This window comes from Pseudoxanthomonas sp. PXM03, assembly GCF_014852005.1.
Classification (GTDB): domain Bacteria; phylum Pseudomonadota; class Gammaproteobacteria; order Xanthomonadales; family Xanthomonadaceae; genus Pseudoxanthomonas_A.
Genome location: NZ_JACVAU010000001.1, coordinates 902,130 through 926,364 on the forward strand (window position 1 = coordinate 902,130; position 24,235 = coordinate 926,364).

Genomic DNA, 24,235 nt, shown 5'->3' on the forward strand with positions numbered 1-24,235 from the left:
GATTCAACGCCAGGATGTAAGTTGCAGGCGGAACACGTCGCTGCCGCCTTCCCGCTGCACGATGCGGACCGGCGCGGGAACGCCAGTGGCGATCCACGCGGTGGTCTGCTTGCCGCCCGCGCTCTGCACCACCTTGGTCGTGTCCAACGCGCGACCACCCACGGTGATCTTCTCGCGTCCGGCCACGCGGTAGGTCATCGGCTTGGCCTTGCCGTTCTCCAGCAGGCGATAGGTCATGACCGTGCGACCGAAGCCGACGTCGCGCACCAGCGCGAGATTGACCAGCAATGCATCCATGTCACCCGGCTGCATGGCCACGGGGCCCGCGCGTTGCGGTTTCACGTCGCCGGTCCAGCGCGCCTGCATGCCTTTCCAGTTGTAGACGGTGATGACCGAGCGGGTCTTCATCAGGTACGTGGCACGATCGCTGCCACCCAGTGGCCGGTAGCGGCCGGCCGCGTCCTCGAACACCGTAGCCTGGCTCAGGTTCGCCATCGTGTTGCGGATGCCCATCGAGTAGGTCCAGCGGTTGCCCTGCTGGCTGAGCGACATCGCGCCGCCAGCCGAGATGCCCTTGAAGGACGCCTCGTATTGCGCCGTAAACGGCTTGAGCGCATGGGCGGGGAAGGCCACCGTGGCCAGCGCGGCCGTGAAGAGGAGGACGGACATCCGTGTCATGGGGGTCTCGGAAATGCGGAAGCGTGTGGCTCAGCGCCAGGACTTGAGCGTCAGGTCGATGGTGTCCTGTCCGTTTTCACGCTGCAGGATGCGCGCCGGCACCGGCGCGTCGGCCACCACCCAGACGATGGTCTGCTTGTCGCCGTCGGTGCGAACCACCTTGGTGGCGTCCTGCGGCTTGCCGCCAATCGTGATGCGCTCCTTGCCGGCAACCTGGTAGGTCATCGGCTTCGCACGGCCGTTCTCCACCATGCGATAGGTCAATGGCTTGCCCGCCGCCACGTCACGCACGATGGCCAGGTTGACCAGCAGGGCGTCCATGTCGCCGGCGGCCAGCTTCACCGGGCCGGCGCGGTCGGGCTTCACATCGCCACTCCAGGTGGCCTGCGCCTTGGACCAGTCATACACCGTGTTGACGTTCTTCTTCTTGATCAGCAGGCGAGAGCTGTCGCTGCTGCTCAGCGGCCGCATGCGGCCATCCTGCACGTCGAACACGGTCTTCTGGCTCAGGTCCACGGCCTGGTTGCGCACGGTCAGCGTGTACTGCCAGCGGTTGCCGGGCTGCGGCGCGACCGCCATCTGGCCTTCGCCGACCATGCCCAGGGCGCTGGCGTTGTACTGCGCGATGAAGGCCTCGACGGCGAACGCGGGTGCGCTGGCGCTGGCGAGGATCGCGGCAGCCAGCAGCGTGCGCGGAGAGTGGAGCGTGGTCTTCATCATGTTCAAGGTACTCCCTGGTATTCGACCAGGCGCAGATCGACGCCGTCCTGACCGTTCTCCCGCTGCAGGATGCGCACGGGGGTGGGCACGCCGTCGGCGACCCAGAAAATGGTTTCGTCGTTGCCGCCGTTCGCCCGGCTGACACGCAGGGCACTGTAGCTCAGGTCCTCGACACTCACGATCTCGGGCTCGGACGACACGACGTACTGATAGTCGCGGATGCGGCCGTTGTCCACCACGCGGTAGTTGAGCTCGCGCCCCGGTGCGGCGTCGCGGATCACGGCCAGGTTCATCAGCAGGGCGCTCATGTCGCCTGTCTGCAGCGACAACGGTGCACGGCGTTCTTTCTTGATGTCGCCCCGCCATTGGGCGGTGCGGTTGGTCCAGTCATAGGTGCCGACCATGCTCTTGCCCATCAGCAGGGCGCGGCGGGCCGTGGCCTGGCTGAGCGGACGAAACTGGTTGTCGCTGGCATCGAATACGGTGCTCTGCTCGATGTTCAACCCGGCCAATCGCGCAAAACCACGCGTACCTTTCACATCCAGATCGATCTGCCACTGGCTGCCGGTCCTGGGCGCGACCTTCATGCTTGCGCTGCCGGCCAGCTTGCCCTCGTTGTAGGCCTGGTAGCTGGCCACGAACGGCTCCAGCGCCAGCGCGGGCGCGGTGGCGCCGGCCAGGGACAGGCCGAGCAGCAGGGAGCGGAGTGGGCAAAGCATCGGGGCAAGCAGGTCAGGAGAGCAGACGGTCGGCTGAATCTAGGGACAGCGCATTTAATAGCGGCTGACCGTGACAGAACGTGATGTCGCCCTGTTCAGCCAAGCTGCCGCTGGCGGCCAGGCGCAGCACGGCCAGCAACAGGGCGTGCTCGCGCGGGAGCAGGCGTGCGGCCAGTGCTTCCGGCGTGTCGCCGGGCAGGACCGGTACCCGCGCCTGGGCGATCACAGCGCCGGCATCCAGTTCAGGAATGACGAAGTGGACACTCGCGCCATGCTCGGTGTCGCCGGCCTCAAGCGCGCGCGCGTGCGTGTGCAAGCCGCGGTATTTGGGCAGCAGCGACGGATGGATGTTCAGCAGCCGGCCGCGGAAGCGGGCGATGAAGGCATCGCCCAGGATGCGCATGTAGCCTGCGCAGACCACCCAGTCCGGACCGGTGGCGGCGACGGCGTCCGCCAGGGCGGCCTCGTATGCGCCACGATCCGGGAATGCCGCGGGTCGCGCGCTCCAGCGCCGCGCTGCCGGGACCAGACGCAGGGCAGGGGCGGTCGGCTTGTCGGAGAACACGCCCACCACGTCGGCATCGAGGGTGCCGTCGGCAATGGCCTGCAGGATGGCCTGCAGGTTGCTGCCGCGACCGGACGCCAGCACCGCGATGCGCGCGGTCATGCCACGGCTCCGCGACGCTCGGCGCGTGCCAGCGGCCACGCCAGCAAGGCACCCACGGTGGCCAGCAGCATGTCGGCGTGCGCGTCCCACCCATCACCTTGCTGGCCGTTGTAGGACTCGGCCGCCTCGGGCGACATGGTCAGCGCAATGCCCCACTCCAGCCATTCGTACACCAGGCTCGTGCACATGATCAGCATCACCGCCAGCGTGAAGGCCTGCCCGACCGACAACGTCGGCCAGCGCTGGCGCAGCCAGTGCCATGCGGCGGGCGTGAAGCAGATGCCGTACATCAGATGGATGAAGCGGTCGAAGTGGTTGCGCTGCCAGCCGAAGGCCACCGCCGGCGACCATCCCGTCGCGGATTGCAGCCAGGCGTCATACGGCACGTACGAATACAGCCAACGGGCGCCGATGCAGTGCGCGATGATGAACACGCAGATCAGGGCGAAATGCACCGGCCGCAGCGGCCAGCGGCGGTCATGCCACCACAGCCAGGCCAGTCCGAGCACGGTCAGGCTGCTGTGCATGGCCTGTTCGACCGGCCACCGCGGCGCGATCCAGCTGGCGGCGAACACCGCCAGCGTCAGTCCGAAGACAATCCCCTTGCTGCGCGGCATGCCGCGCTCAGCCGATGCGGACGCGTTCGCCGCCGTGGGCGGTGACGACTTCACCGATCTGCCAGTGCGCCAGTTGCAGGCGGATGAGATCCGCCTGCACGGCGGCAAGCTGGTCCGGCGCAACCACCAGCACGAAGCCGATGCCGCAGTTGAAGGTGCGCCACATCTCGGCGTTCTCCACCGCGCCTTCCCGTTGCAGCCAGTCGAACACGGGCGGCAGCGTCCACGCACTGGCGTCGATGTCCAAGCCCAGGCCGTCCGGGATCACGCGGATGATGTTCTCGGTCAGGCCGCCGCCGGTGATGTGCGCCATCGCATGCAGGTCGTGCGCCTGCAGCAGCTCCAGCACGGGCTTCACGTACAGCGTGGTCGGTGCCATCAGGGCATCGGCCAGCTTCACGCCGCCCACATCGATGTCGGCAGGACGGCCGGCGCGGTCGTAGATGCGCCGCACCAGCGAGTAACCGTTGGAATGCGGGCCGCTGGAGGCGACGCCTATCAACACGTCGCCCGCGCGTACCTTGGCGCCGTCGAGCAGTTTCGACTTCTCCACCGCCGCCACGCAGAAACCGGCGAGGTCGTATTCGCCGGGGCCGTACATGTCGGGCATCTCGGCGGTCTCGCCGCCGATCAGTGCACAGCCGGAAAGCTCGCATCCCCGGGCGATGCCACCGACCACCGACACCGTGGTGTCCACGTCCAGCTTGCCGGTCGCGAAGTAATCCAGGAAGAACAGCGGCTCGGCGCCCTGCACCAGCACGTCGTTCACGCACATGGCGACCAGGTCGATGCCGATGGTGTCGTGGCGGCCCAGTTGCTGCGCGAGCTTCAGCTTCGTGCCCACGCCGTCGGTGCCGGAGACCAACACCGGTTCACGGTATTTGCCGGACAAGTCGAACAGCGCGCCGAAACCGCCCAGTCCGCCCATCACTTCCGGCCGGAAGCTGCGCTTGACCAGCGGCTTGATGCGCTCGACCAGCTCGTTGCCGGCGTCGATGTCGACACCCGCGTCGCGATAGGTCATCGGGGTGGGGGCGGAAGGCGTCGGCTGGGTCACGGGCGGTCGTCGATGGGGCAAGAGGCGTGATTTTAATGGAATCGGCAGGCCTCGCGGCCGTCCTGAACGGGTGCCGTTGGCGATGGCATGCCATTCGGGCAACAATTCACAGGGTCTGCAGAGCCCAAGGACGCTCGATGCGCTGGATCCCAGGTTTCGCCCTCGCCACCGCCGTGCTGTTGGCGGCCATGACCACGACGCCCGTCGCATACGCCCAATCGGGCTTGCGCACTGAAGGCGACGCGGTCTCCGCGCGCGGGCTGTATCAGGCCGAGGTGCCGGTCAACGGGCAGGGCGAGGAAGAGCGGCAGGGCGGTTTCGCGCGCGCGCTGGGAACGGTGCTGGGCAAACTGTCGGGCGACCGGTCGGCGATGTCGCGCCCCGGCGTCGGCGCCGAGTTGCGCAACGCCAAGGACTACGTGGACGGCTACGACTACCGGCAGGACCAGGGCACGTCGCCTACCGGCGCGCCCACCTTCCGAACCACGCTGGTGGTGCGGTTCGATGAAGACCAGGTCAATGGACTGGCGGGCGCGCTCGGCCTGCCGGTGTGGCCGCAGCCACGCCCGAAGCCGGTGGTCTGGCTGGCGATCAACGACGGCAGCGGTCCGCGCCTGGTCGGCTTGCCTCAGTCCAATGCCGCGCGCCCGCTGCTCAACCGCGCCATCGAGCGTGGCTACGGCCTCGGCCTGCCGGCCGGCGGTGCGGCGGAACAGGCGCTGGTCGGCGCCATCTGGCGCCAGGACACCGCCGCCGTCGCGCGCGCGTCGGCCCGCTACAGCCCGCCGATGCAGCTGATCGGCAAGCTCTACCGCAGTGCCAAGGGTGGCTGGACCGCCGACTGGGTGTTCGTCGATGCCGGCAAGGTGCTGGCGAAGTGGTCGGTGACCGACGCCGATGCGCGCCGCGCGATGGCCTCCGGTGCCGACGGCACCGCCGATGCGCTGGTGAAGCGCTACGGCAAGCGTGGCAGTGCGGGCCCCGCGGGTACCTATCGCGTGCTCTTCACGGGCATCCGCAGCACGGACGATTACCTGCGCCTGACCGGGCATCTGCAGAAGATGGCAGTGGTCCGTCGCATCACCCCGGTGCGTGCCAACGGCGATGTCGTCGAGTTCGACCTGGAGCTCGTGTCGGGCCTGGCCGGGTTCCGTCGCACGATGGGCGACGAAGCCCCCTTCACCGGTGGCGAAGGCGAGCCGCCGGCCTACCAGATGCGCTGACCCACAAGGATGCCCATGGATCTCTCTCCCACGCCGGTCGGAACGCTGGCCCGCCGTTGGCAATGGCTGCTGGTCGCGGTGATCGTCGGCTGGCTGGTCTGGCTGCTGGCGCCGGTGCTGACGCCGTTTGTCTGCGCGGCACTGCTGGGCTGGCTTGGCGACCCCTGGGTCGACCGGCTGGAACGCTCGGGGCGCTCGCGCACCGTGGCGGTGGTGCTGGTGTTCACGCTGATGTTGCTGCTGCTGGTGCTGGCGCTTGTGATCCTGGTGCCGATGATCGAACGTCAGGTGGTCACGGTGATCGAATCGCTGCCGGCTTACCGGGACTGGTTCGTGCAGACCGCGTTGCCGTGGGTGGAGCGCCGCACCGGGCTGGAACTGGTCGCGTGGCTGGACCCGGACCGGCTGACCGAATGGGTGCGTGGCCACTGGCAACAGGCCGGTGGCGTGGCGGCCACGATGTTCGGCTATTTCTCGCGCTCCGGTTTCGCGGTGATGGCGTGGGTCGCCAACCTGGTGCTGCTGCCCATCCTGACGTTCTACTTCCTGCGCGACTGGGACATCCTGGTCGAACGCGTCGCGGCGCTGGTGCCGCGCGACCATATCGCCACGGTCACGCGGCTGGCGCTGGAATCGAATGAAGTGCTCGGCGCCTTCCTGCGCGGCCAGTTCCTGGTGATGCTGGCATTGGGCGCGATCTACGCGGCCGGCCTGTCGGTGGTGGGGCTGAAGGTCGGCCTTCTGATCGGCATCATCGCCGGCCTGATCAGCTTCGTGCCTTACCTCGGTACCGCCACCGGCATCGTGCTGGGCGTGATCGCCGCGCTGGTGCAGTCCGGCGGCGACTGGTCGCTGGTGGCGATGGTGCTGGGCGTGTTCGTGGTCGGCCAGATGCTGGAAGGCTACGTGCTGACGCCGCGCATCGTGGGTGATCGCATCGGGCTGCACCCGGTCGCGGTGATCTTCGCCATCATGGCCGGCGGCCAGTTGTTCGGCTTCCTTGGCATGCTGCTGGCGTTGCCGGTGGCGGCGATCGCCAACGTACTGCTGCGCTTTGCCCACGAACGCTACACGCAGAGCCGGCTGTACGCCGGTGACCGCCCCTCCATCGTGCTGGACTCGTACATCGACAAGGGCAGCGTGGAGCAGGCGCCGGCGCGCGACACCGATACGCCGTGAGCAGGGGCATGCAGGGTACCGACCTCGGTCCGCAATTGCCGTTGGCGCTGCGCTATCCACCGGATCAGCGCTTCGAGAGCTTCATCGGTGCGCCGCAGGGCGCGTTGGCGGCGCTGGGTGCACTGGCAACCAGGCCGGGCGCGGACTGGGTCTATCTGGCTGGCCCGTCAAGGACGGGCAAGACCCATCTCGCGCTGGCGCTGTGCGCCGCCACCGAGCAGCAGCATCGTCGCGCGGCCTACCTGCCGATGGCCGCTGCCGCCGGCCGGTTGCGCGATGCACTCGACGCACTGGAGGGCAACGATGTGGTCGCGCTGGACGGCATCGAAGTGATCGCAGGTGCGCGCGAGGATGAAGTGGCGCTGTTCGATTTCCACAACCGCGCGCGCGCCTCCGGATTGAACGTGCTGTACACCGCGCGCGGTATCCCCGACGACATCGGCCTTGATCTCCCTGACCTGCGTTCACGCTTGCAGCAGTGCTTGCGCGTGATGCTCGATCCGCTCGACGAGGCGGGGCGTCGGGATGTGCTGCGCGAACGTGCGCAGCGGCGCGGCCTGGTGCTGGAAGACGCTGCGCTGGAGTGGCTCCTCACGCGGACCGATCGTGACCTGGGCGCGCTGGTGGCATTGCTGGACCGCCTCGATCGCGCATCGCTCGCGGCGCAGCGGCGTATCACGGTACCGTTCCTGCGCAGCGTGCTGTAGGAGCGCGCTCTGCCTGCGGTGCTGTCCGCGTAGTGCAAGGAAGGAGACTGGCTACGCGCGCAGAGTGGTTTCCAGTTCGGCCAACCGTTGCGGTGTGCCTACGTCCGTCCAGCGGCCGCGATGGTATTCGCCAAGGATTCCGTCGGCGTCCATGTGCGCGCGGAGGATCGGCGCCAAACGGAAGCGGGGCTTGCCGTCTACAGTCACGCCTGCCTGGTCGTCTACGTGCCTCGGCCAGTCGTCCAGCAGTGCGGCGCGGTAGACGCCGATGCCGGCGTAGGTGAGGCGCCGTTCGCCGTCACGCCGCACGTGTCCGGCAGGATCCAGCGCGAAATCGCCGTGGGTGGCGTAGCCGGGTGGATCAATCATCACCAGGTGCGCCAAGCCCTGCGGCTCACGCGGCAGCCGCGCGAAATCGAAATCGGTCCAGATGTCGCCATTGACCAGCAGGAACGGCGCTTCGCCGAGCAAGGGTCGTGCGTTGAGCATGCCGCCACCGGTTTCCAGCGGCGTGTCGCCTTCATGCAGGTAGTGCAGCCGCAGGCCCCAGCGAGCGCCATCGCCGAGCACAGCCGGGAAGCGGCCAGCCAGCCAGCTGGTGTTGACCACCACCTCGTCCACGCCCATTGCCGCCAGTTTCTCCAGGTGCCAGACGATCAGCGGCTTGCCTCCGGCTTCTATCAGCGGCTTGGGCGTGTGGTCGGTCAGCGGGCGCATGCGCTCGCCGAGTCCCGCCGCAAAGACCAATGCCTTCATGCGATCTCACCGCGCGCATGCAGTACGGGCTTGATGCGTGCATCGAGCAGGGTGTGCAGGCCTGCCAGTTCCGGATAGCGTGGCAACACCTCGTCCAGATAGCGGACGAAGCGTGGCACGTCGGGCAGGTAGCGTGTCTTGCCGTCGCGGTAATGCAGGCGCGAGAAGATGCCGAGGATCTTCAGGTGCCGCTGGATGCCCATCCAGTCCGCATCGCGCAGGAACACCTTCAGCTCCGGCACCGGCAGCCCGGCACGGGTGGCGCGGGCGTGGTAGCGCGCCAGCCAGCCGTCCACGCGCTCCACCGGCCAACTCAGGAAGGCATCCTTGAACAGGCTCATCGCGTCGTACGCGATGGGGCCGCGGACGCAGTCCTGGAAATCGATCACCGCCGGCCCCGGTGTCACCGGCATCAGGTTGCGCGGCATGAAGTCGCGATGGGTCAGCACGCGCGCCTGCTTCAGCGCGTTGTCCATCAGGCGCCGCTGTGCCAGTTCCAGCCCCTCGGCTTCACCGCAGTCCAGCGTCAGGCCCAGGTGGCGCTGCAGGAACCACTCGTCGAACAGTCCCGCATCACGTTGCAGCAGGGCTTCGCCGAATTCGCCCATGCCCTCCGGTGGCGTGATTGCCTGCAGGCGCAGCAACTGTTCAATGGCGGCGTCGAACCAGGTATCCGCATTGTCGTCGCTGATGACGTGCGCGAGGGTCGGGCCACCCAGGTCTTCCAGCAGCAGGAAGCCGTGCTCGGTGTCGATGGCCAGCACGTCGGGCACGCGCACGTCGCCGCTCGCCAGCAGTTCGCGCATGGCCAGCCACGGACGCACGTCCTCCAGGCCGGGAGGCGAATCCATCACGATGCGCCCAGGCCCGTCGCCCAGGCTGCGCCAGTAGCTGCGGAACCCGGCATCCATCGATGCGCGTTCCAACTGCGCGAACGGGTCGCCGAGCGCGCCACGCGCCCACTCCAGTCGCTGGGCTTCCCGCCCCGAGGGGTCCTGAATCGTTGGGTTCATGCGGTCGCGACCGGGCACAGGCGATAAAGGCCTACAGGGTAAACTGGCGCCCTACCGACTTGCGAGGCTTGCATGGCCAAACTCCAACCTGTGCTGCTTTCCGGCGGCTCCGGCACGCGCCTGTGGCCGCTCTCGCGCGAGGCGTATCCCAAGCAGTTCCTGCCACTGGCGGGCGACGACACGATGGTGCAGGCGACCTGGCGTCGTGTCGAAGCCATCGCGGATCTGGGCCCCATCGTGGTGGCGAACGAGGAACACCGGTTCCTGGTCGCGGAACAGCTCCGGCAGATCGGCGCGCCAACACCGGCGATCCTGCTTGAGCCGGTTGGTCGCAACACGGCTCCCGCGATCGCGGCGGCCGCGATGCAGGCGATGGCCGGCGGCGCCGATCCGCTGCTGCTGGTGCTGCCGTCGGATCATGTGGTGCGCGACGAGGCCGGCTTCCAGCGTGCCGTGCGCGAAGCGTTGCCTGCAGCCGACGCCGGCGCGTTGGTGACGTTCGGGATCGTGCCGGATGCGCCGGAAACCGGATTCGGCTACATCCAGGCCGAAGCCGGCGACGGCCTGCGGAAGGTGTCGCGCTTCGTCGAGAAGCCCGATGCCGCCACGGCTCGGTCTTACCTCGATGCGGGCGGCTACTACTGGAACAGCGGCATGTTCCTGTTCCGCGCCAGCCGCTATCTGGAAGAACTCGCGCGTTTCCGCCCCGACATCGTCGAAGCCGTGCGCGCGGCGCATGCAGCCGCGCGCCACGACGGCGACTTTGTCCGCCTCGACAAGGAGGCCTTCACTGCGTGTCCGTCGGACTCGATCGACTACGCGGTCTTCGAGAAGACGGATCACGCGATGGTGCTTCCGGTGGACATCGGCTGGAATGACGTCGGCAGCTGGTCTGCGCTGTGGGATGTGGCGGAGCGCGATGCCGATGGCAACGCCCACCACGGCGACGTGATCGCCATCGACAGTCGCAACAGCTACGCCTACGCGCAACGACTGGTGGCCCTGGTGGGCGTGGACGACATCGTCGTGGTCGAGACCGACGACGCGGTGCTGGTGGCGCGCAAGGACCGCGTGCAGGACGTGAAGCTGGTGGTGGCGCGGCTGAAGGAAGAGCAGCGCAGCCAGGCCGTCCTGCATCGCGAGGTGCATCGTCCGTGGGGCAGCTACGATTCCGTGGACAACGGCGGCCGCCACCAGGTGAAGCGGATCAAGGTCAAGCCGGGCGCCGCGCTCAGCCTGCAGATGCATCACCACCGCGCCGAGCACTGGATCGTGGTCAGCGGCACGGCCAAGGTGACGCGCGGCGACGAGACCCTGCTGCTGTCGGAGAACGAGAGCACCTATATCCCCCTGGGCGTGAAGCATCGCCTGGAGAATCCCGGCAAAGTTCCACTCGAGTTGATCGAAGTGCAGTCCGGCAGCTACCTGGGTGAAGACGACATCGTCCGCTTCGAGGATGTCTACGGTCGCAGTGAGTAATGGCGTGAGCTCCGTGCGCTACCGCCTGGACGATCTGGTGATCGATCTGGAGCGGCAGCGCGTCGAACGCAATGGCGAACTCCTCAACGTGGCGGGTCTCAGCTTCCAGCTGCTGCGCCACCTGCTGGAACAGGGCGACCGCGTCGTGGGTTTCGACGAACTCATCCAGCGCGTGTGGGCACCGGCGCTAGTCAACGAGGAGACCGTCACCCAACGGGTCAAACTGCTGCGCCAGGCCCTGGGGGATGACGGACGCAGTCCGCGCTACCTGCGGTCAGTGCGTGGGCAGGGCTACCAGTTGTGCGCGCGCCCGGAACCGGTGCCTGCCATCGAGCCCGCAAACATGCCGGAACCCGGATCGCATCGATCACGCCGGGTGGTCATGGCCATGGCAAGCGTCGTGGTGTTCGCAGCGTGCGCGGGATTGTGGGCGTGGAAGCAGCATGTCGATGGCGAGGACGCCCGTACGCTGGCCACGGCGACCGCCCCGCCCTCGTTGCTGCAGCGTGCCGCCTACTACGCCAGCATCGGCCAGCGCGATGACAACGAACGCGCGGTCGAACTCTTCGGCCAGGCCCTTGAAGAAAAGCCCGGCAACGTGGATGCGCTGGTCGGATTGAGCCGCGCCTACAGTGCCCGTGTCTGCCTGTTCAATTTCCCGCCGGAATGGGCGGAACGCGCGCAGATGCTGGCCGAGCAGGCCATCCGCGCCGAGCCCAGGCGCGCGGCTGCCCACGCCGCGCTGGGCTATTCGCATGACTGTCGCGGCCGTATCGATGATGCGCTTGCGGGGTACGAACGTGCGGTCGCACTGGACCCTGCCGCCGACAACAGCCGCGCGTCCGCCGCCTACCTCTATGACCGCAAAGGGTTGCTCGCGCAGGCGCTGCTCGCGAATACATCCCTGCACGGCGATCCCGCGCGCGTGCGCTATCTGCAGGTGCAGATCGCCGGCATCCTGGATCTGCTGGGCTATCCGCAGGCGGCGGAAGCGCGTTATCGCCAGAGCTTCGCGCTGTATCCCGACAACGTGTTCTCCAACATCGCGTGGCCGCGTTTCCTGTTCCGCCACGGCCGCACGACGGAAGCGCAGGCCGCGCTGGACCAGGCCATGCGGCGCGGCACGGAGCATGCCGACCTGTTCCAACTGGCGGCCGAACTGGCGCAACTGCGGGGTGATCCCGCCGCTGCCCTGACCGCTTACCGGCAGGCTCAAGCCTTGCGTCCCGGTGCCAGCCTGCCGACGACGCTGGCCCGCCTCCATGCCGGCGCCGTCGACCCGGCGTGGGCCAGTGCGCGTGCCGACGGCCTTGCCCGCGAGTTGGAGGGCGGTGCGGGCTATCCCTCCGACTGGCTTGAAGTCGTGGTGCTGCGCGAGGCTGCCGGCGATCGTGCGGGTGCGCTCGCATCGCTGCAACACGCGGTGGATGCGGGTTACAGCGATGCGGCGTACCTGCGGGTGTCGCCATTGTTCAGGACGATGGCGGCGGAGCCCGCCTTCGCCCGCAGCGAGGATGCGCTCAACCGGCGCGTCGCGCTCGAGCACCGCAAGGTGCCCGGCGCGTTGCTGGAAAGCCTTACGGCATCGCCTTGAGCACGTAGTCGCCAAACATCTGTTGCGACTGCGGGTGTACGTTACGCTGGTTGAACGAGGTCCGCGTGATCACCGCCACCAGCTGCCGGTCGGGCGCGATGAAGACGTAGTTGCCGCCGTTGCCCGACATCGCCCACGCTGCCTGCTCTCCTTCCGGGCGCGGGAAACGGAACCGCCAGAACTGGTAGCCGTAGTCCGCATCCTCGCGCGCCTGCGCATGCATCGTCAGTGCGGCGTTGATCCAGGACGTGGAGATGATCTGCCGGCCCTGCCAGCGGCCGCCATCGGCCACCAGTTGCCCGAGCTTGGCCAGGTCGCGACTGCGGTAGCGCGTGCCCCCGCCGCCCATGCCCACACCCTCCGACGACCTGTTCCACTGCACCTGCCGGATGCCGAGTGGGTGTTCCAGTGCTTCGGCAGCGAACGTCGCCAGCGGCTTGCCTGTTGCCCGTTCAATCACCGCGCCCAGCAGGAAGCTGCCCGCCGTGCAGTACGAAAAGGCCCGGCCGTGCGGGCTGTCCTCCGGGCGCGTCATCCACGGCGCGAAGCCGCGCATCGGCAGGTCCAGCGCGAACCGGGTCCAGTCCTCGCTCAGGTACATGCGCTCCTCGTTGCCGGCAGAGAACTGGTTTTCGTCGTCGCATTCCCAGGCCGAGCTCATCGTCAGCAGGTCTTCCAGCGTCATCCGCTGCTTGCGCGGACTGGGGTGCTGCCACGGTTGCCTGTCGGCGAAGTAGGCATAGACGGGCGCCTGCGCGCCGGGAATGTGCCCGCGATCAATCGCCGCTCCCAGCAGTAGGGCGGTGACGCTCTTGGTGGCCGAACGCGTGTCGTTGAGCACGTCAGGGCCGCCGCCATTGAAGTAGCGCTCGTAGACCAGCTTGCCCTGATGGGCGATGACGATGCTGGTAACGCCGGGGAAATCCCCCTGGGCGATGGCGGCCTCCAGCGCATGCAGGCGATCCACCTGCCAGCCGTCGCGACGGGCGTCGGCGGTCTGCCAGCCATCCTGCATCGGCATGGGTGGGCGATAGGTGTCGGTCAGGGCAGGGGCGCGGGCGGCCGGTTCCGCCGCGTGTGCGACGGTCGACATGACGAGGGACAACACAAGCAGGAAACGACGCATGGCATGACTCCTTGGTAGGGAGCGTCATTGCATCGCGGGTCTCGATGAAGGACCTGACAGCCGAATGAAGAATTATGAAAGCGGTCGTGCGCGCCGCACGGGGACAAGAAAAAGCCCCGCGTGGCGGGGCTTTTCGTGGCACTGGGCCGACCGGTTGTCCCTGGCGGCTCAGGCCTTCTTCTTCACCATGGCGTAGATGAAGAGCAGCACGATGGCGCCGACCACCGAGGCGATGAAGCCCGCCGGTTCGCCGGGGGAGTACCAGCCCAGCGCACCCCCGATGAAGCGCGCCAGCAGGGCGCCCAGGATGCCCAGCACGATGGTCATGAAGAAGCCGAGCTTGTCGTTGCCGGGCTTGAGGGCCCGTGCCAGCAAGCCGGCAAGGAAGCCGATCAACAACGTCCAGAGGATGCCGCCGCCAAAGATCTGTTCCATCGAGTCGCTCCAGTTGGGAATGCGGGGGTGTCCGGAGCGTAACCCAGGACTCCCCCCGCGAACCATCCGGGTCAGCAGCAGCCGTGGTCGCCGTGCTGCTCGCCACCGGCCGCCACGCCCACGCCCGTGGTTTCGCCACGCACGCTGGCCGCATGGTGCTCGGCGATCACGCGCGCCACGCAGGCGGTGACCTTCTTGCCCATCGGGATGTGCAGGAATTCGTTCGGACCGTGCGCGTTGGAATGCGGGCCCAGTACGCCGGTGATCATGAACTGCGCACCGGGGAACTTCTCACCCAGCATGCCCATGAAGGGAATGGTGCCGCCTTCGCCCATGTACATCGCCGGGGCGCCGAAGAACTCGCGGCTGGATGCATCGATTGCCTTCTCCAGCCACGGTGACATGGCGGGCGCGTTCCATCCGGTGCTGGCCTTCTCCAGATCCAGGCTGACCTGCGCACCGTTGGGCGCATCCTTTTCCAGTAGTTCCTTCAGCAACTGGCCGGCCTGCTTGCCATCCAGCGTGGGCGGCAGGCGCAGCGACAGCTTCACCGAGGTATGTGGTCGCAGCACGTTGCCGGCTGACGACAGCGGCGGCATGCCGTCCACGCCGGTCACCGAAAGTGCCGGGCGCCAGGTGCGGTTGAGCACGAGCTGGGCCAGATCGTCCGCCATCGGGGTCATGCCGGGAAGGAACGGAAATTTGTCGAACACCGCCGTATCCAGCACGCGCGCGGCTTCCTGCGCCTGTGCAAGGCGGTCTGCCGGGATCTCGACCTGCAGGCCGTCCGGCAGGATGCGACCGGTCTGCTCGTCCTCCAGTCGCGACAGGAGCTGGCGCAGCAGGCGGAAGCTGGAGGGCACCACGCCCGATGCATCGCCCGAGTGCACGCCTTCCTCCAGCACCTTGACCGTGAAGTTGCCGCCGGCCAAGCCGCGCAGCGACGTAGTGCACCACAGCTGCTCATAGTTGCCGCAGCCCGAATCCAGGCAGACGACCAGCGACGGTTTGCCGATGCGGCCGGCGAGGTGATCGACGTAGGCCGGCAGGTCGTAGCTGCCGGACTCCTCGCAGGCTTCGATCAGGATGACGCAGCGCGCGTGCGGCACGCCCTGCTGCTGCAGCGCCTGGATGGCCGCCAGCGAGCCGAAGATCGCGTAGCCATCATCGGCCCCGCCGCGGCCGTACAGCTTGTCGCCCTTGATCACCGGCACCCACGGGCCCAGGTCGTCGTCCCAGCCGGTCATTTCCGGCTGCTTGTCCAGGTGGCCGTACAGCAGGACCGTATCCGCTGCTGTCTCGGGTCCGGTCGCAGGAATCTCGATGAAGATCAGCGGGGTGCGGCCTTCCAGACGCACGACTTCGACCTGCATGCCCGGAACCGACTGCGCCTTCGCCCAGCGCTCCATCAGCTGGACCGCCTGTTCCATGTACCCGTTGGCTACCCAGTCCTTGTCGAACATCGGCGACTTGTTGGGGATGCGGATGTACTCGACCAGCTGCGGGACGATGTCGTCATCCCACTTCTCGGCTACGTAGCGGTCGACTTTGGCGGTATCCATGGCAACTCCGGAGTACTTGAGACGTAGTGCGTCATTCTACGCTCTTGCCTGGGGTAGGACTTTTCCTACGCATGGCCGGGGTGTTTACGGGCAGATTCGCACGCGCAGTGGCGATACCTTGGCACCCATGGGCGCTGGACACTCTCCCTACCGTCGCGGGCCTGAGGCGACCGACGGACATGACGGATGCGTCGACGCATTCGCCATCCATGGAGAGTCCAACGTCACAAGGAGAGTCGTCATGAAGTCGTTCATCCACATCGTATTCGCCACTGCACTTTCGCTGTTGATCGCCGTGCAGGCCATGGCGGCGGAGAAGGTCAACATCAACACGGCGGATGCGGCCGCACTGGACCGTGTGCTGACTGGCGTGGGTCCGGCGAAGGCCGCCGCCATCGTCGAGTACCGCAAGGCCAACGGACCATTCAAGAGCGCCGAGGAACTGGCGATGGTGAAGGGCATCGGCCTGAGCACCGTGGAGCAGAACCGCGACCGTATCGAACTGCGGGCCGGTGCCGCCCCGGTACGCAAGCCGGCCGCCGCCGCGACGCCCGCCAAGCCGGTAGCACGGCGCTGATCGATTCCCGTGCCCGGCGGTTCCACAGGATGTGGAACGCCGGACACAGGGGCTGGATGCCAGGGGGAAACAGGCAGGAGGCCGACAAGGACGTACCTACAACGCGCAGGACGCGCATGGGTCAGGAACAGGCATTGGCCTGCCACTGGCAGGATGCCGACACGGAGGTGGACATCGCCCGGACGCGCAGGAAGCGCATCCGGGCGATGTCGTTTTGGGGTTGTCGCGTAGCTGCCTCAATAACGTGGAGGGGCTAGAATCGCGCCGCATCCAGACAGGGGACCACCATGCCGGACGTGTCGCGCATCATTCCCGCCAATGAGTACCGACGGGAGCGTTGGAGGAATGGCCTGGGCTGGACGCGCGAGATCGTGCGGGTGCCTGATGCCGGGGCATGGAACTGGCGCCTCTCGATCGCCGAGATCGAACAAGATGCCGCTTTCTCCGAATTTCCCGGCATTGATCGCGAACTGGTCCTGCTGCGCGGCAACGGCCTGCGCCTCCGTTTCAACGGAGGGCGCGTGGTGGAGCTTGCCCCACCGCACGGTCGCCATCGTTTCGCGGGCGAAGACGCGGTGACCGGCGAACTGGTCGATGGCCCCACGCATGACTTCAATCTGATGTGGCGACGTGGCGTCGTCCGCACCGAACTGCTGCATCGCCCCTTGGTTGGACCGATGCTGTTCTTCACCGAGTCTGGTATGCATTGGGTGGTTCACCTGCTCGCAGGGCAGGCGGCGTTCGATGCCGATTGCGGGCTCGGGAATCTCTGGAGCGGTGACACTGCCATCCTGGCCGCCGGGCCGGCGCGTAACCGCTACGCGCTTCAGGGTGGTGGCGAACTGTTGGCCATCCGCATCGAGGATGAGGGCGCTGACAGGAATGCCTGAGCAGATGACGTCAGTACACGTCGCGGCGGTAGCGCCCGTCGCCACGCAGTAGCTCGACCCTGTCATCTCCGAGTATCTGGCGCAGCGTGGCGTCCACGTCCGGCGCCATGCCCGCCAGGCTGCCGCAGACGTACAGGACGGCCCCTTCGTCTACCCACTTGCGAAGACGCTCGGCCTGCGCCAGCAAGGCGTGCTGGACATACCGGTGCTCGCCGTCATCGCGAGAGAACGCCAGGTCAAGGTGCTCGAGTACACCCTGTGAGTGCCATGTCATCAATTCGTCGGCATGGAAGAAGTCGCGGGAACGCTGGCGTTCGCCGAACAGCAGCCAGTTCCGCGTCACTCCGGCATGCATCCGGGCCTTCACGTGGGCCCGCAATCCCGCCAACCCGGTGCCATTGCCAATCAGCACCATCGGTACGTGGGCAGCAGGCGGGTGGAAGTTCGGATTGCTCCGGATGCGCAAGGCAATCGTTTCTCCAGGCCGGGCGTGACGGCACAACCATCCGCTACCGAGTCCGGGCGCACCGTCCGCGCGCTGCATCAAGCGGACCAGCAGGTGCAGCGCGCCATCTTCCGGTATCGACGCAACGGAGTACTCCCGATGGGGCAGTGGCGCGCAGGCGTCAACGAGTGCCTGCGGAGTCGAAAACAGGGGCGCGCCGGCAGAGGAAGGCCACTGGCTGCGTGCGAGCGCGTCAGTCAATGTCATCCGTTCGCCCTGCCAGTCCACCACCGCATCGCCCTGCAGGCCGCTGGCACGCAGGAAGGCTTCGACATCGGCAATGGCGTGTCGTGGGCCAATCTCCGCGATGTCGCCCGCCGTCCATGCCGGCAGTATTCCCGCGGTGGGTTCCAGCACCAGGTGAAACGCGGGTCCGCCGAGACTTCCTGGATTCAGTTCGATGCGCTCGCGCAATCGCCAGGATTCGTAGCGTGGCGCCGACCAGTCGGGCATGTCCGTGCCATTGCCGAGTTGGCCGATGTGGTGCTGCCAGTGGCGCAGCGCGCTGTCGTCGGCGTTGTCGACCTCGACCAGGTCGAACAGCGGTTGCGCACCGTGGCGACGCAGCCAGTCGTCCAGTTGATGGCCGAAAGCGCAGAAGTGCGCGTACTCACGGTCGCCCAGCGCAAGCACCGCGTACTGCAAGCCTGCCAGCGAAAGCGATTGCGGCATCACCTGACGCACGAAGCCCAGGGCGGGATCGGGTGGATCACCCTCGCCGGTCGTACTGACCACGAAGACCGCGCGGGTCATGCCCTTGAGCCGGACCGCATCCAGATGCTCCAGCCCCGCGCGCTGCACGACCACGCCGCTGTGGCGCAGTGAGGTGGCTGTCAGGTCAGCCAGTTCCAGCGCGAAGCCTGTCTGGCTGGCATGCACGACCCACACTGCATCCTGTGAGGCATGCGCACTGGGCTGGGCGGCGCGTTCGCGCACGCGTGCACGGTGCAGGAACCAACCCGTCAAGCCTGCGTACGCGAGCACCGCTGCCGCAGCGGCGTAGCCGCGTGCCGCCGAGGGCGCGGCCATCCACCAGGCGCCTTCGTGCAGGCGAGCGAACAGCCACGCGCATGCGACCAGCAGCAGGATCACCAGCGTGTTGCCGAGCAGCGGGGCGATTCCGCGCGAGGGCGTCGGGGACGTGCTCATGCCGCGAGGTGTCGCTCGAAGGCGGGCGTCATGGTTTCCTGCAGGCCCTGTGCGGAGCGTTGGAGGAAGCGCGCGGCCAATCCGTGGCGCGCTGCGAATGCCTGGCCATCGGCTGCCCCCATCACGGTCAACGCAGTCGCCCACGCATCGGCCTGCATGGCATCGGCCGCGACCACGGTGACGGCCGCTGCGGCATCGGTCACCGGCTCACCGCTGCGCGGATCGATCGTGTGCGAATAGCGCCGGCCCTCGTGTGCGTAGGCATGCCAACGGTCGCCGGAGGTCGCGACCGCCACGCCATCGAGCGTCAGCACGCGCGGCTCCAGCCCCTCGTCGTCCACTTCCTCGTCCGGCGACGATTCGACCAGCACGCGCCAAGGCTGGCCGTCGGGCTTGCGGCCGTAGCCGTACAGTTCGCCCCCTACTTCCACCAGCGCACTGTCGATGCCGCGACGGCGCAGCAGCGCCGCGACGACATCCACGCCGTAGCCCTTGGCGATGGCCGAGAGATCGAGCATGAGGCCGCCCGGTTGCCTGACGCGGCGTTGGTCGGCCTCGAAGCGCAGGTGCTGCCAGCCCACGCGCGCGCGCGCGTCGACGAGATCGGCTGGCGTCGGACGTCCACGGGCGCCGGCATGCGCGCCGAAACCCCACGCGGCCACCAGGGGCGACACGGTCGGGTCGAAGGTTCCTTCGCTGGCGGCCGCGATCTCGAGTGCTGCCGTCAGCACGTGCAGGAAGTCGTCCTGCAGCGCGAACCATTCCCCCGACCTGCCACGGTTGAAGCGCATGATGTCCGTGTCCGCATGCCAGGTGCTCATCTGTGCCACGACCTGGTCCAGGCGCGCCTGCACCGCGTCATGCAGCGTGTGGAGATCGAGGCGCGTCGTGCTCGAGCATTGCACCGACCAGGTGGTGCCCATGGTCTGCCCGTGCACGGCCTGTACGGGCGATGGAGGAGCGGAGAGCGGGGAGAGGGAGACGTTCATTCGATTGCGCGCCGCCGGATGCCTGTCCGACGGCGCCATGCGGGATTACTGCGGCAGCACTTCGAGCGTCGCCACGTAGCTCAGGCGACGCTGCTTGGCCTGCGGTACCGACGTCTTGTCATCCTGCGTACCGGTTTCAAGCCAGTACATGCCGGCTTCCGGCCAGGTCACGCTGAACTCGCCGCTCGCGTCGGTGGTGACCTTGATCTCTTCCTGCGCGTTGCGATAGCGCGTGCCGCCGCGCGTGATCTCGAATTCCAGGCCGGCAGCGGGCTTGCCGTCGACCAGCATCCGGAACTTCGCCACTTCACCTGCGAACAGGTCATTCGGGTGCGTCATCGGCACCAGTTCCAGGCCTTCGCCCGAGCTCTTCAACGCCGTGTCGTTGGGCGAGCCGTTGGTCACGAACGTCTCGATGCGGCCGATGGACTGCGATACCTGCAGGTTCTTCACATCCTTCGGCACCTTGGTGGCGAGGTCTTCCGGCTTGGCGCCACGCAGTCCGCCCGGCTTGCCGTCAGCACCTTCCCAGCGGACCATCAACCCCTTGTTGACGGTCGCGATGCGGTACGTGCCCTGCTGTTTCAGTTCGACATCGAACACGGTGCGGTACTTGCCGGTAGCCAGATTCTGCGCTTCCACCGTGCTGCCATCCGGCGCAGTGATGGCCAAACCTTCGGTGCGCAGCGGTACGTGGTTGAAGTAGAACAGGTCGTTCGACACGGCGGCGTCGACCGTGATCCACGGATTGGTGCCGGCAATGACCGTCTGCGACGGCATCATCCAGGCCTTGTGCGCCAGGGCGGTGGCGGGAATGGTGGCGGCCAGGGCGATGGCGACGGCAAGGGAACGCTTCATGGAAGTCTCCAGCAAGTAAAAGGGAAGGGCGATCAGGGCTTCACGGACAGGGTCACGGCACCGAGTTCGGTACTGCCCTGCGCCTTGCCGGTCTGCGCAGGCTTCTTCGCCGGCCAGCTGAAGGGGATCTTCAGCAGTTCGCGACCACCGACTTCGCGCGCAGCTTCGACCACCAGCGTGTACTCGCCCGGCGCCAGCCTGGCCAGTTGGGGCTGCTTGTCGGTGAAACTCAGCGCATGCTTGCCCACCGGCTTGGTCGGGCCGGTCACGCCGTCCACGGGCACCTTCAGGCTGCGTCCGGACTTGCGCCACCACTGGCGCATGTCGGGTAACCATTTGGTGCCATGGCCTTCGGCGTTGCTCGTCTGCTGGTACCAGACCGAGAGATTGGCGGCGACCTTCTGGTCCGCGCCTTCGATCCAGATGGCCACGTAGGGGCGGTGGTACTCGGCTACGTTGAGCTTGGGGATCTCGACGTTGATGTCCAACGTGGCGGCATACGCCGGCGTGGCCAGCAGGCCGCTGAGCGCGATGGTCAGCGTGGTGTGGACGGCGATCTTCGACATGCGGTCACTCGTGGGTTCGTGGAAGGGAATCAGTGGATGAAGAGCAGGGCGATCAGCAGCGGCACCAGCAGGCCCAGGCCGACCATCGGCCAGGTCATGCGGCGCTGCCGACCGTGCAGGTAGAGCAGGAACAGGCCGGTGATGCAGAACACCAGGCAGGCCACGGCGAAGATGTCGAGGAACCAGCCCCATGCCGGCCCGGCATTGCGACCCTTGTGCAGGTCATTGAAGTAGGAGATCCAGCCACGGTGCGTGCGTTCGTATTCCACCGCGCCGGTTTCCCGGTCGATGCTCAGCCATGCATCCGTACCGGGGCCCGGCATCGAGAGGTAAAGCTCCAGGTCGGACCATTCCGCTGGCCGCTGGCCGACGGATACCGACAGTTCCTTGTCCAGCCAATCGGAAACGCTGGCAGGCAGCGGTGCATTGCCTTCCTGCCGGTCACCCAGCGTGGCGAGCAAGGGGGCGGGAAGCGTGGCGGTGAGGTTGGTGACCTCGGGCGAGGCCTCGATCCTGGATGCGTGGTTCAGCGTGATCCCCGTGATGGAGAACAGCAGCATGCCGATCAGGCAGACCGCCGAACTGATCCAGTGCCACTGGTGCAACGTGCGCAGCCAGAAGCCGCGGCGTTGTTGCTGGAGGGCGGGGGACGCGGAAGAGGACAACGGCAGTCTCGACGCAGGATGGAGCGGGACGCCATTACATCACAGATGAGAATGGCTCTCAATTAAGGAGCGCGCTCCCCTCCCGCGTGGAGAGGGGAGCGCGCGTTCGCGTCAGAAGTTGACGTTGAGGCTCAGCCACAGGTTCCGCGACTTGTCCTTGTTGTTGTAGTCGTCCAGGTACGCCACCTCGTTGGAGGTGTAGGTGCCATCGTTGTTGAGGTCGGTGAAGACCGTCTGGAAGGTGGTGAAGTCTTCGTCCAGCAGGTTGTTGATGCGGCCCGATACCGAGACATGCTCGTTGAAGCGGTACTGCGCGCCCAGATGCAGCACGGTGTAGTCCTGGTAATCGCGGCGCACGCCATTGATGGTGTCGCGATAGCGCTTGGAACGGGCTTCCGCCAACAGCTGCAGGCTGAAATTCTCGGTGGCCTGCCAGTTGAGGCTGGTGTTCGCCATGTGCCGGGCTGTATTGGTCAGCGGAAGGCCCTTCTGCGCACCACTCAGCTGCTCGCTGTCGGTGAAGGTGTAGTTGGCGCGCAGTGAGAGGGTTTCGGTGATGCCCCAACGGCCCGCGATCTCTGCACCCTGGATGCGGACTTCGTCGATGTTGATGTTCTGCGCGTAGGTCGTGTAACCCAGCAGCGCGTAGTCGCCCAGATTGGCGCACGGGCGTACGCCACCCGTCTGCTCACAGCTCAGGCTGGTCTCGCCGCGCGCGATCTTGTCGTCGAAGTCGTTGCGGAACACCGTAAGGTTGAAGTTGTGCGCGTCGTCCGGTGACGTCCAGTACAGCGCGATCTCGCTGTTGACGCTGGTCTCGGGCTGCAGGTCCGGGTTGCCGACGAACGGCGTGGTGCCCTGGCCACCGAAACCGGTGACGCCGTCGTACAGGTCGGTGGTCTTGGGTGTCTTGAAGCCCGTGCTGACGCCGCCCTTCAGCGTCCAGGCTTCGCTGACATCCCAGACCGCATAGGCACGCGGACTGAGCTGACTGCCGAAAACATTGTGGTCGTCGTGCCGCAGGCCCAACGTGATGGTCAGCGCCTCGACCGGATTCCAGTTGTCCTCCGCGAACAGCGACCACATCTTGTGTTCCTGCACGGTGCCGCCGCCATCGCCGCCGCCTTCCATGCCGAACACGCCGTCTTCCAGCTCGCCATCGATGAGCTGTCCGCCGACCACGACGTGGTGGGCCTGGCCGATCGCGAAGTCGAGCTTCGCATCGAGTGTGTACTGGCTGCTCTCCATGGTGCGCTTGGGGCGCGGCAGGAAGGTGTCGACGGCCAGCTGCTGGCGCTGCGCGCGGGTCTGTCCGGCGTAGGGGCCCGTGGCGCAGGTCGCCGCGTTGTTGCAATAGATGTCCCGATGCAGCAGTCGCTCGGCGACCGTGAAGGGAAGCGTGCGGCCGTGGTTGCCGGTATCGATGTGGGCCAGCGAGATGAAACTGTTGCCGAAAGCCCACTGGCCGTTGTGCGTGACCGACCACTGGTCCCGGGTGAATTCCTGGTCGGCGGCGTATCCCACCTGCGGCGCCGCGCGCCAGATGCCGGCCAGCCCGTCCACCGTGCCCAACGGATAGGTTTCGGAGCCGAGATTGTTGATGTACGGCGTGTTGTCGTACACCTGCTTCGACGTGTCGTAGTCGAAGACGACGCTCTGGTTGTCCGTCGGTGTCCAGCTCAGCGTGACGCCTGCGCTCTTGTTGGTGTTGTCCACCGTCTTGCCGCCGCCTCCGAAGCCCAGTGCCCGCTCGAACACGCTGCCGTCAGGCGCCGTGATGGCTTCATATTCCGGCGTGGATGCATTGCGCTCGTACCAGGAGCCGCGTACGCCCAGGCCCAGGCGGTCCTTCATCAGCGGCCCCATCAGCATGAAGTCGAAGGTGCTGTCGCTGCCGAAGTCGCTGTTCTCCTGGATACCGTGGCCCAGCGTGGCCGAGCCCTGCCAGCGGTCCGAAACCTTGCGGGTGATGATGTTGATGACGCCGCCCAACGCATCCGCACCGTACAGCGTGGAGGCCGGGCCGCGGATTACTTCGATGCGCTGGATCATGTCCAGCGGCGGAATGTGGTTGAACTGGTTGCCGCCGAACGCGTTCGGATAGATGTCGCCGTGGTTGTTCTGGCGCTTGCCGTCGATGAGGATCAACGTGTAGTCCGGCCCCATGCCCCGGATGCTGATGGTCTTCTGGCCGGTCTTGTCCGACGTCTCGCCGACGTCCACGCCTTCCAGGTCGCGCACGGCGTCGATCAGCGTGATGTAGGGGCGCTGGCGCAGTTCTTCCGCCGTGATCACGCTAATGCTGGCCGGCGCATCGGTGATCTTCTGCTCGAAGCCGGCGGCGGTGACCACGACGGTGTCGAGGTCGGTGGCATCGGTGGCGCCATCGGGCACCGGCTGGGCGAGTGCAGGCGCGGACACGACGGCGATAAGGGCGATGGCAAGACGGGTGCGGCGCAGCGGCGCCTGCAGGGAGCTGCAAGAGTTCTTCATGAGGTTCATCG

At 66.9% G+C, this 24,235-nt stretch carries 24 protein-coding genes; 7 read left to right on the forward strand and 17 right to left on the reverse strand.

Annotated features, from left to right (window positions below; genetic code table 11):
• Positions 1-3: 3 nt before the first annotated feature.
• From IB223_RS04100 to purM, 6 genes are read right to left on the reverse strand one after another with little or no spacing between them, the layout of a single operon-like run.
• Entirely contained in the window at positions 4-678 is a 675-nt protein-coding gene (locus tag IB223_RS04100; RefSeq protein ID WP_192200373.1) for a DUF3108 domain-containing protein, read from the reverse strand.
• A 30-nt stretch (positions 679-708) separates the two neighbouring features.
• Positions 709-1,395, reverse strand: a complete 687-nt coding sequence (locus IB223_RS04105) for a DUF3108 domain-containing protein (RefSeq protein ID WP_192201243.1) — start codon at positions 1,393-1,395, stop codon at positions 709-711.
• Positions 1,396-1,400: 5 nt separating this feature from the next.
• Positions 1,401-2,117, reverse strand: a complete 717-nt coding sequence (locus tag IB223_RS04110; protein ID WP_192200374.1) for a DUF3108 domain-containing protein — start codon at positions 2,115-2,117, stop codon at positions 1,401-1,403.
• A 13-nt stretch (positions 2,118-2,130) separates the two neighbouring features.
• Complete coding sequence (purN, locus tag IB223_RS04115) at positions 2,131-2,784, reverse strand: phosphoribosylglycinamide formyltransferase (protein ID WP_192200375.1); 654 nt, start codon at positions 2,782-2,784, stop codon at positions 2,131-2,133.
• Positions 2,781-3,401, reverse strand: coding sequence for a DUF2238 domain-containing protein (locus IB223_RS04120; RefSeq protein WP_192200376.1), 621 nt, complete (start codon positions 3,399-3,401; stop codon positions 2,781-2,783). Before IB223_RS04120 ends, purN begins: the two co-directional genes overlap by 4 nt.
• 7 nt (positions 3,402-3,408) lie before the next feature.
• A complete protein-coding gene (purM, locus tag IB223_RS04125) occupies positions 3,409-4,458 on the reverse strand; it encodes a phosphoribosylformylglycinamidine cyclo-ligase (protein WP_343227136.1) in 1,050 nt (349 codons plus the stop codon).
• 137 nt (positions 4,459-4,595) lie between these two features.
• Here purM and IB223_RS04130 point away from each other — a divergent pair, with 137 nt between their 5' ends.
• Genes IB223_RS04130 through hda form a run of 3 tightly spaced genes read left to right on the forward strand, consistent with a single transcriptional unit; the run spans position 4,596 to position 7,567 of the window.
• Positions 4,596-5,681, forward strand: coding sequence for a DUF2066 domain-containing protein (locus tag IB223_RS04130; RefSeq protein ID WP_192200377.1), 1,086 nt, complete (start codon positions 4,596-4,598; stop codon positions 5,679-5,681).
• 15 nt (positions 5,682-5,696) lie between these two features.
• Positions 5,697-6,860 (forward strand): AI-2E family transporter, encoded by a 1,164-nt coding sequence (locus IB223_RS04135; RefSeq protein WP_192200378.1) that lies wholly within the window; start codon positions 5,697-5,699, stop codon positions 6,858-6,860.
• Between the two features lie 8 nt (positions 6,861-6,868).
• On the forward strand, positions 6,869-7,567 hold the full coding sequence (gene hda, locus IB223_RS04140; RefSeq protein WP_192200379.1) for a DnaA regulatory inactivator Hda: 699 nt from the start codon (positions 6,869-6,871) through the stop codon (positions 7,565-7,567).
• Between the two features lie 51 nt (positions 7,568-7,618).
• Here the strand turns inward: hda and murU are convergent, their stop codons facing one another.
• Positions 7,619-8,323, reverse strand: coding sequence for an N-acetylmuramate alpha-1-phosphate uridylyltransferase MurU (murU, locus tag IB223_RS04145; protein ID WP_192200380.1), 705 nt, complete (start codon positions 8,321-8,323; stop codon positions 7,619-7,621).
• On the reverse strand, positions 8,320-9,336 hold the full coding sequence (locus IB223_RS04150; protein WP_192200381.1) for a phosphotransferase: 1,017 nt from the start codon (positions 9,334-9,336) through the stop codon (positions 8,320-8,322). The genes murU and IB223_RS04150 overlap by 4 nt, the downstream gene beginning before the upstream one ends.
• A gap of 72 nt (positions 9,337-9,408) precedes the next feature.
• On the opposite strand from IB223_RS04150, the gene IB223_RS04155 reads away from it, so the two are divergent.
• Positions 9,409-10,815 (forward strand): mannose-1-phosphate guanylyltransferase/mannose-6-phosphate isomerase, encoded by a 1,407-nt coding sequence (locus tag IB223_RS04155; RefSeq protein WP_192200382.1) that lies wholly within the window; start codon positions 9,409-9,411, stop codon positions 10,813-10,815.
• A 4-nt stretch (positions 10,816-10,819) separates the two neighbouring features.
• Positions 10,820-12,409: a winged helix-turn-helix domain-containing protein gene (locus IB223_RS04160; RefSeq protein WP_343227137.1), complete on the forward strand. Its 1,590-nt coding sequence runs from the start codon at positions 10,820-10,822 to the stop codon at positions 12,407-12,409.
• On the opposite strand, the gene IB223_RS04165 is transcribed toward IB223_RS04160, so the two are convergent.
• The 3 genes from IB223_RS04165 to IB223_RS04175 all read right to left on the reverse strand — a co-directional run bounded on the left by IB223_RS04165 (position 12,393) and on the right by IB223_RS04175 (position 15,532).
• Complete coding sequence (locus IB223_RS04165) at positions 12,393-13,430, reverse strand: serine hydrolase (RefSeq protein ID WP_192201245.1); 1,038 nt, start codon at positions 13,428-13,430, stop codon at positions 12,393-12,395. The genes IB223_RS04160 and IB223_RS04165 overlap by 17 nt on opposite strands.
• 273 nt (positions 13,431-13,703) lie before the next feature.
• Complete coding sequence (locus IB223_RS04170) at positions 13,704-13,970, reverse strand: GlsB/YeaQ/YmgE family stress response membrane protein (protein WP_192200384.1); 267 nt, start codon at positions 13,968-13,970, stop codon at positions 13,704-13,706.
• Between the two features lie 71 nt (positions 13,971-14,041).
• A complete protein-coding gene (locus IB223_RS04175; RefSeq protein ID WP_192200385.1) occupies positions 14,042-15,532 on the reverse strand; it encodes a M20 family metallopeptidase in 1,491 nt (496 codons plus the stop codon).
• 241 nt (positions 15,533-15,773) lie between these two features.
• On the opposite strand from IB223_RS04175, the gene IB223_RS04180 reads away from it, so the two are divergent.
• A complete protein-coding gene (locus IB223_RS04180; protein ID WP_192200386.1) occupies positions 15,774-16,109 on the forward strand; it encodes a helix-hairpin-helix domain-containing protein in 336 nt (111 codons plus the stop codon).
• Positions 16,110-16,396: 287 nt separating this feature from the next.
• On the forward strand, positions 16,397-16,999 hold the full coding sequence (locus IB223_RS04185; RefSeq protein WP_192200387.1) for a HutD family protein: 603 nt from the start codon (positions 16,397-16,399) through the stop codon (positions 16,997-16,999).
• A 10-nt stretch (positions 17,000-17,009) separates the two neighbouring features.
• On the opposite strand, the gene IB223_RS04190 is transcribed toward IB223_RS04185, so the two are convergent.
• From IB223_RS04190 to IB223_RS04215, 6 genes are all read right to left on the reverse strand, one after another.
• Complete coding sequence (locus IB223_RS04190) at positions 17,010-18,653, reverse strand: sulfite reductase flavoprotein subunit alpha (protein WP_192200388.1); 1,644 nt, start codon at positions 18,651-18,653, stop codon at positions 17,010-17,012.
• The gene (locus IB223_RS04195; RefSeq protein WP_192200389.1) at positions 18,650-19,642 is read right to left on the reverse strand and encodes an FAD:protein FMN transferase; all 993 of its coding nucleotides are present in this window, start codon (positions 19,640-19,642) and stop codon (positions 18,650-18,652) included. The genes IB223_RS04190 and IB223_RS04195 overlap by 4 nt, the downstream gene beginning before the upstream one ends.
• 45 nt (positions 19,643-19,687) lie before the next feature.
• A complete protein-coding gene (locus IB223_RS04200) occupies positions 19,688-20,500 on the reverse strand; it encodes a DUF4198 domain-containing protein (protein WP_192200390.1) in 813 nt (270 codons plus the stop codon).
• Between the two features lie 32 nt (positions 20,501-20,532).
• The gene (locus IB223_RS04205) at positions 20,533-21,066 is read right to left on the reverse strand and encodes a DUF2271 domain-containing protein (protein WP_192200391.1); all 534 of its coding nucleotides are present in this window, start codon (positions 21,064-21,066) and stop codon (positions 20,533-20,535) included.
• Positions 21,067-21,095: 29 nt separating this feature from the next.
• A complete protein-coding gene (locus IB223_RS04210; RefSeq protein WP_192200392.1) occupies positions 21,096-21,731 on the reverse strand; it encodes a PepSY-associated TM helix domain-containing protein in 636 nt (211 codons plus the stop codon).
• Positions 21,732-21,842: 111 nt separating this feature from the next.
• Entirely contained in the window at positions 21,843-24,224 is a 2,382-nt protein-coding gene (locus tag IB223_RS04215) for a TonB-dependent receptor (RefSeq protein ID WP_192200393.1), read from the reverse strand.
• Positions 24,225-24,235 lie beyond the last annotated feature (11 nt).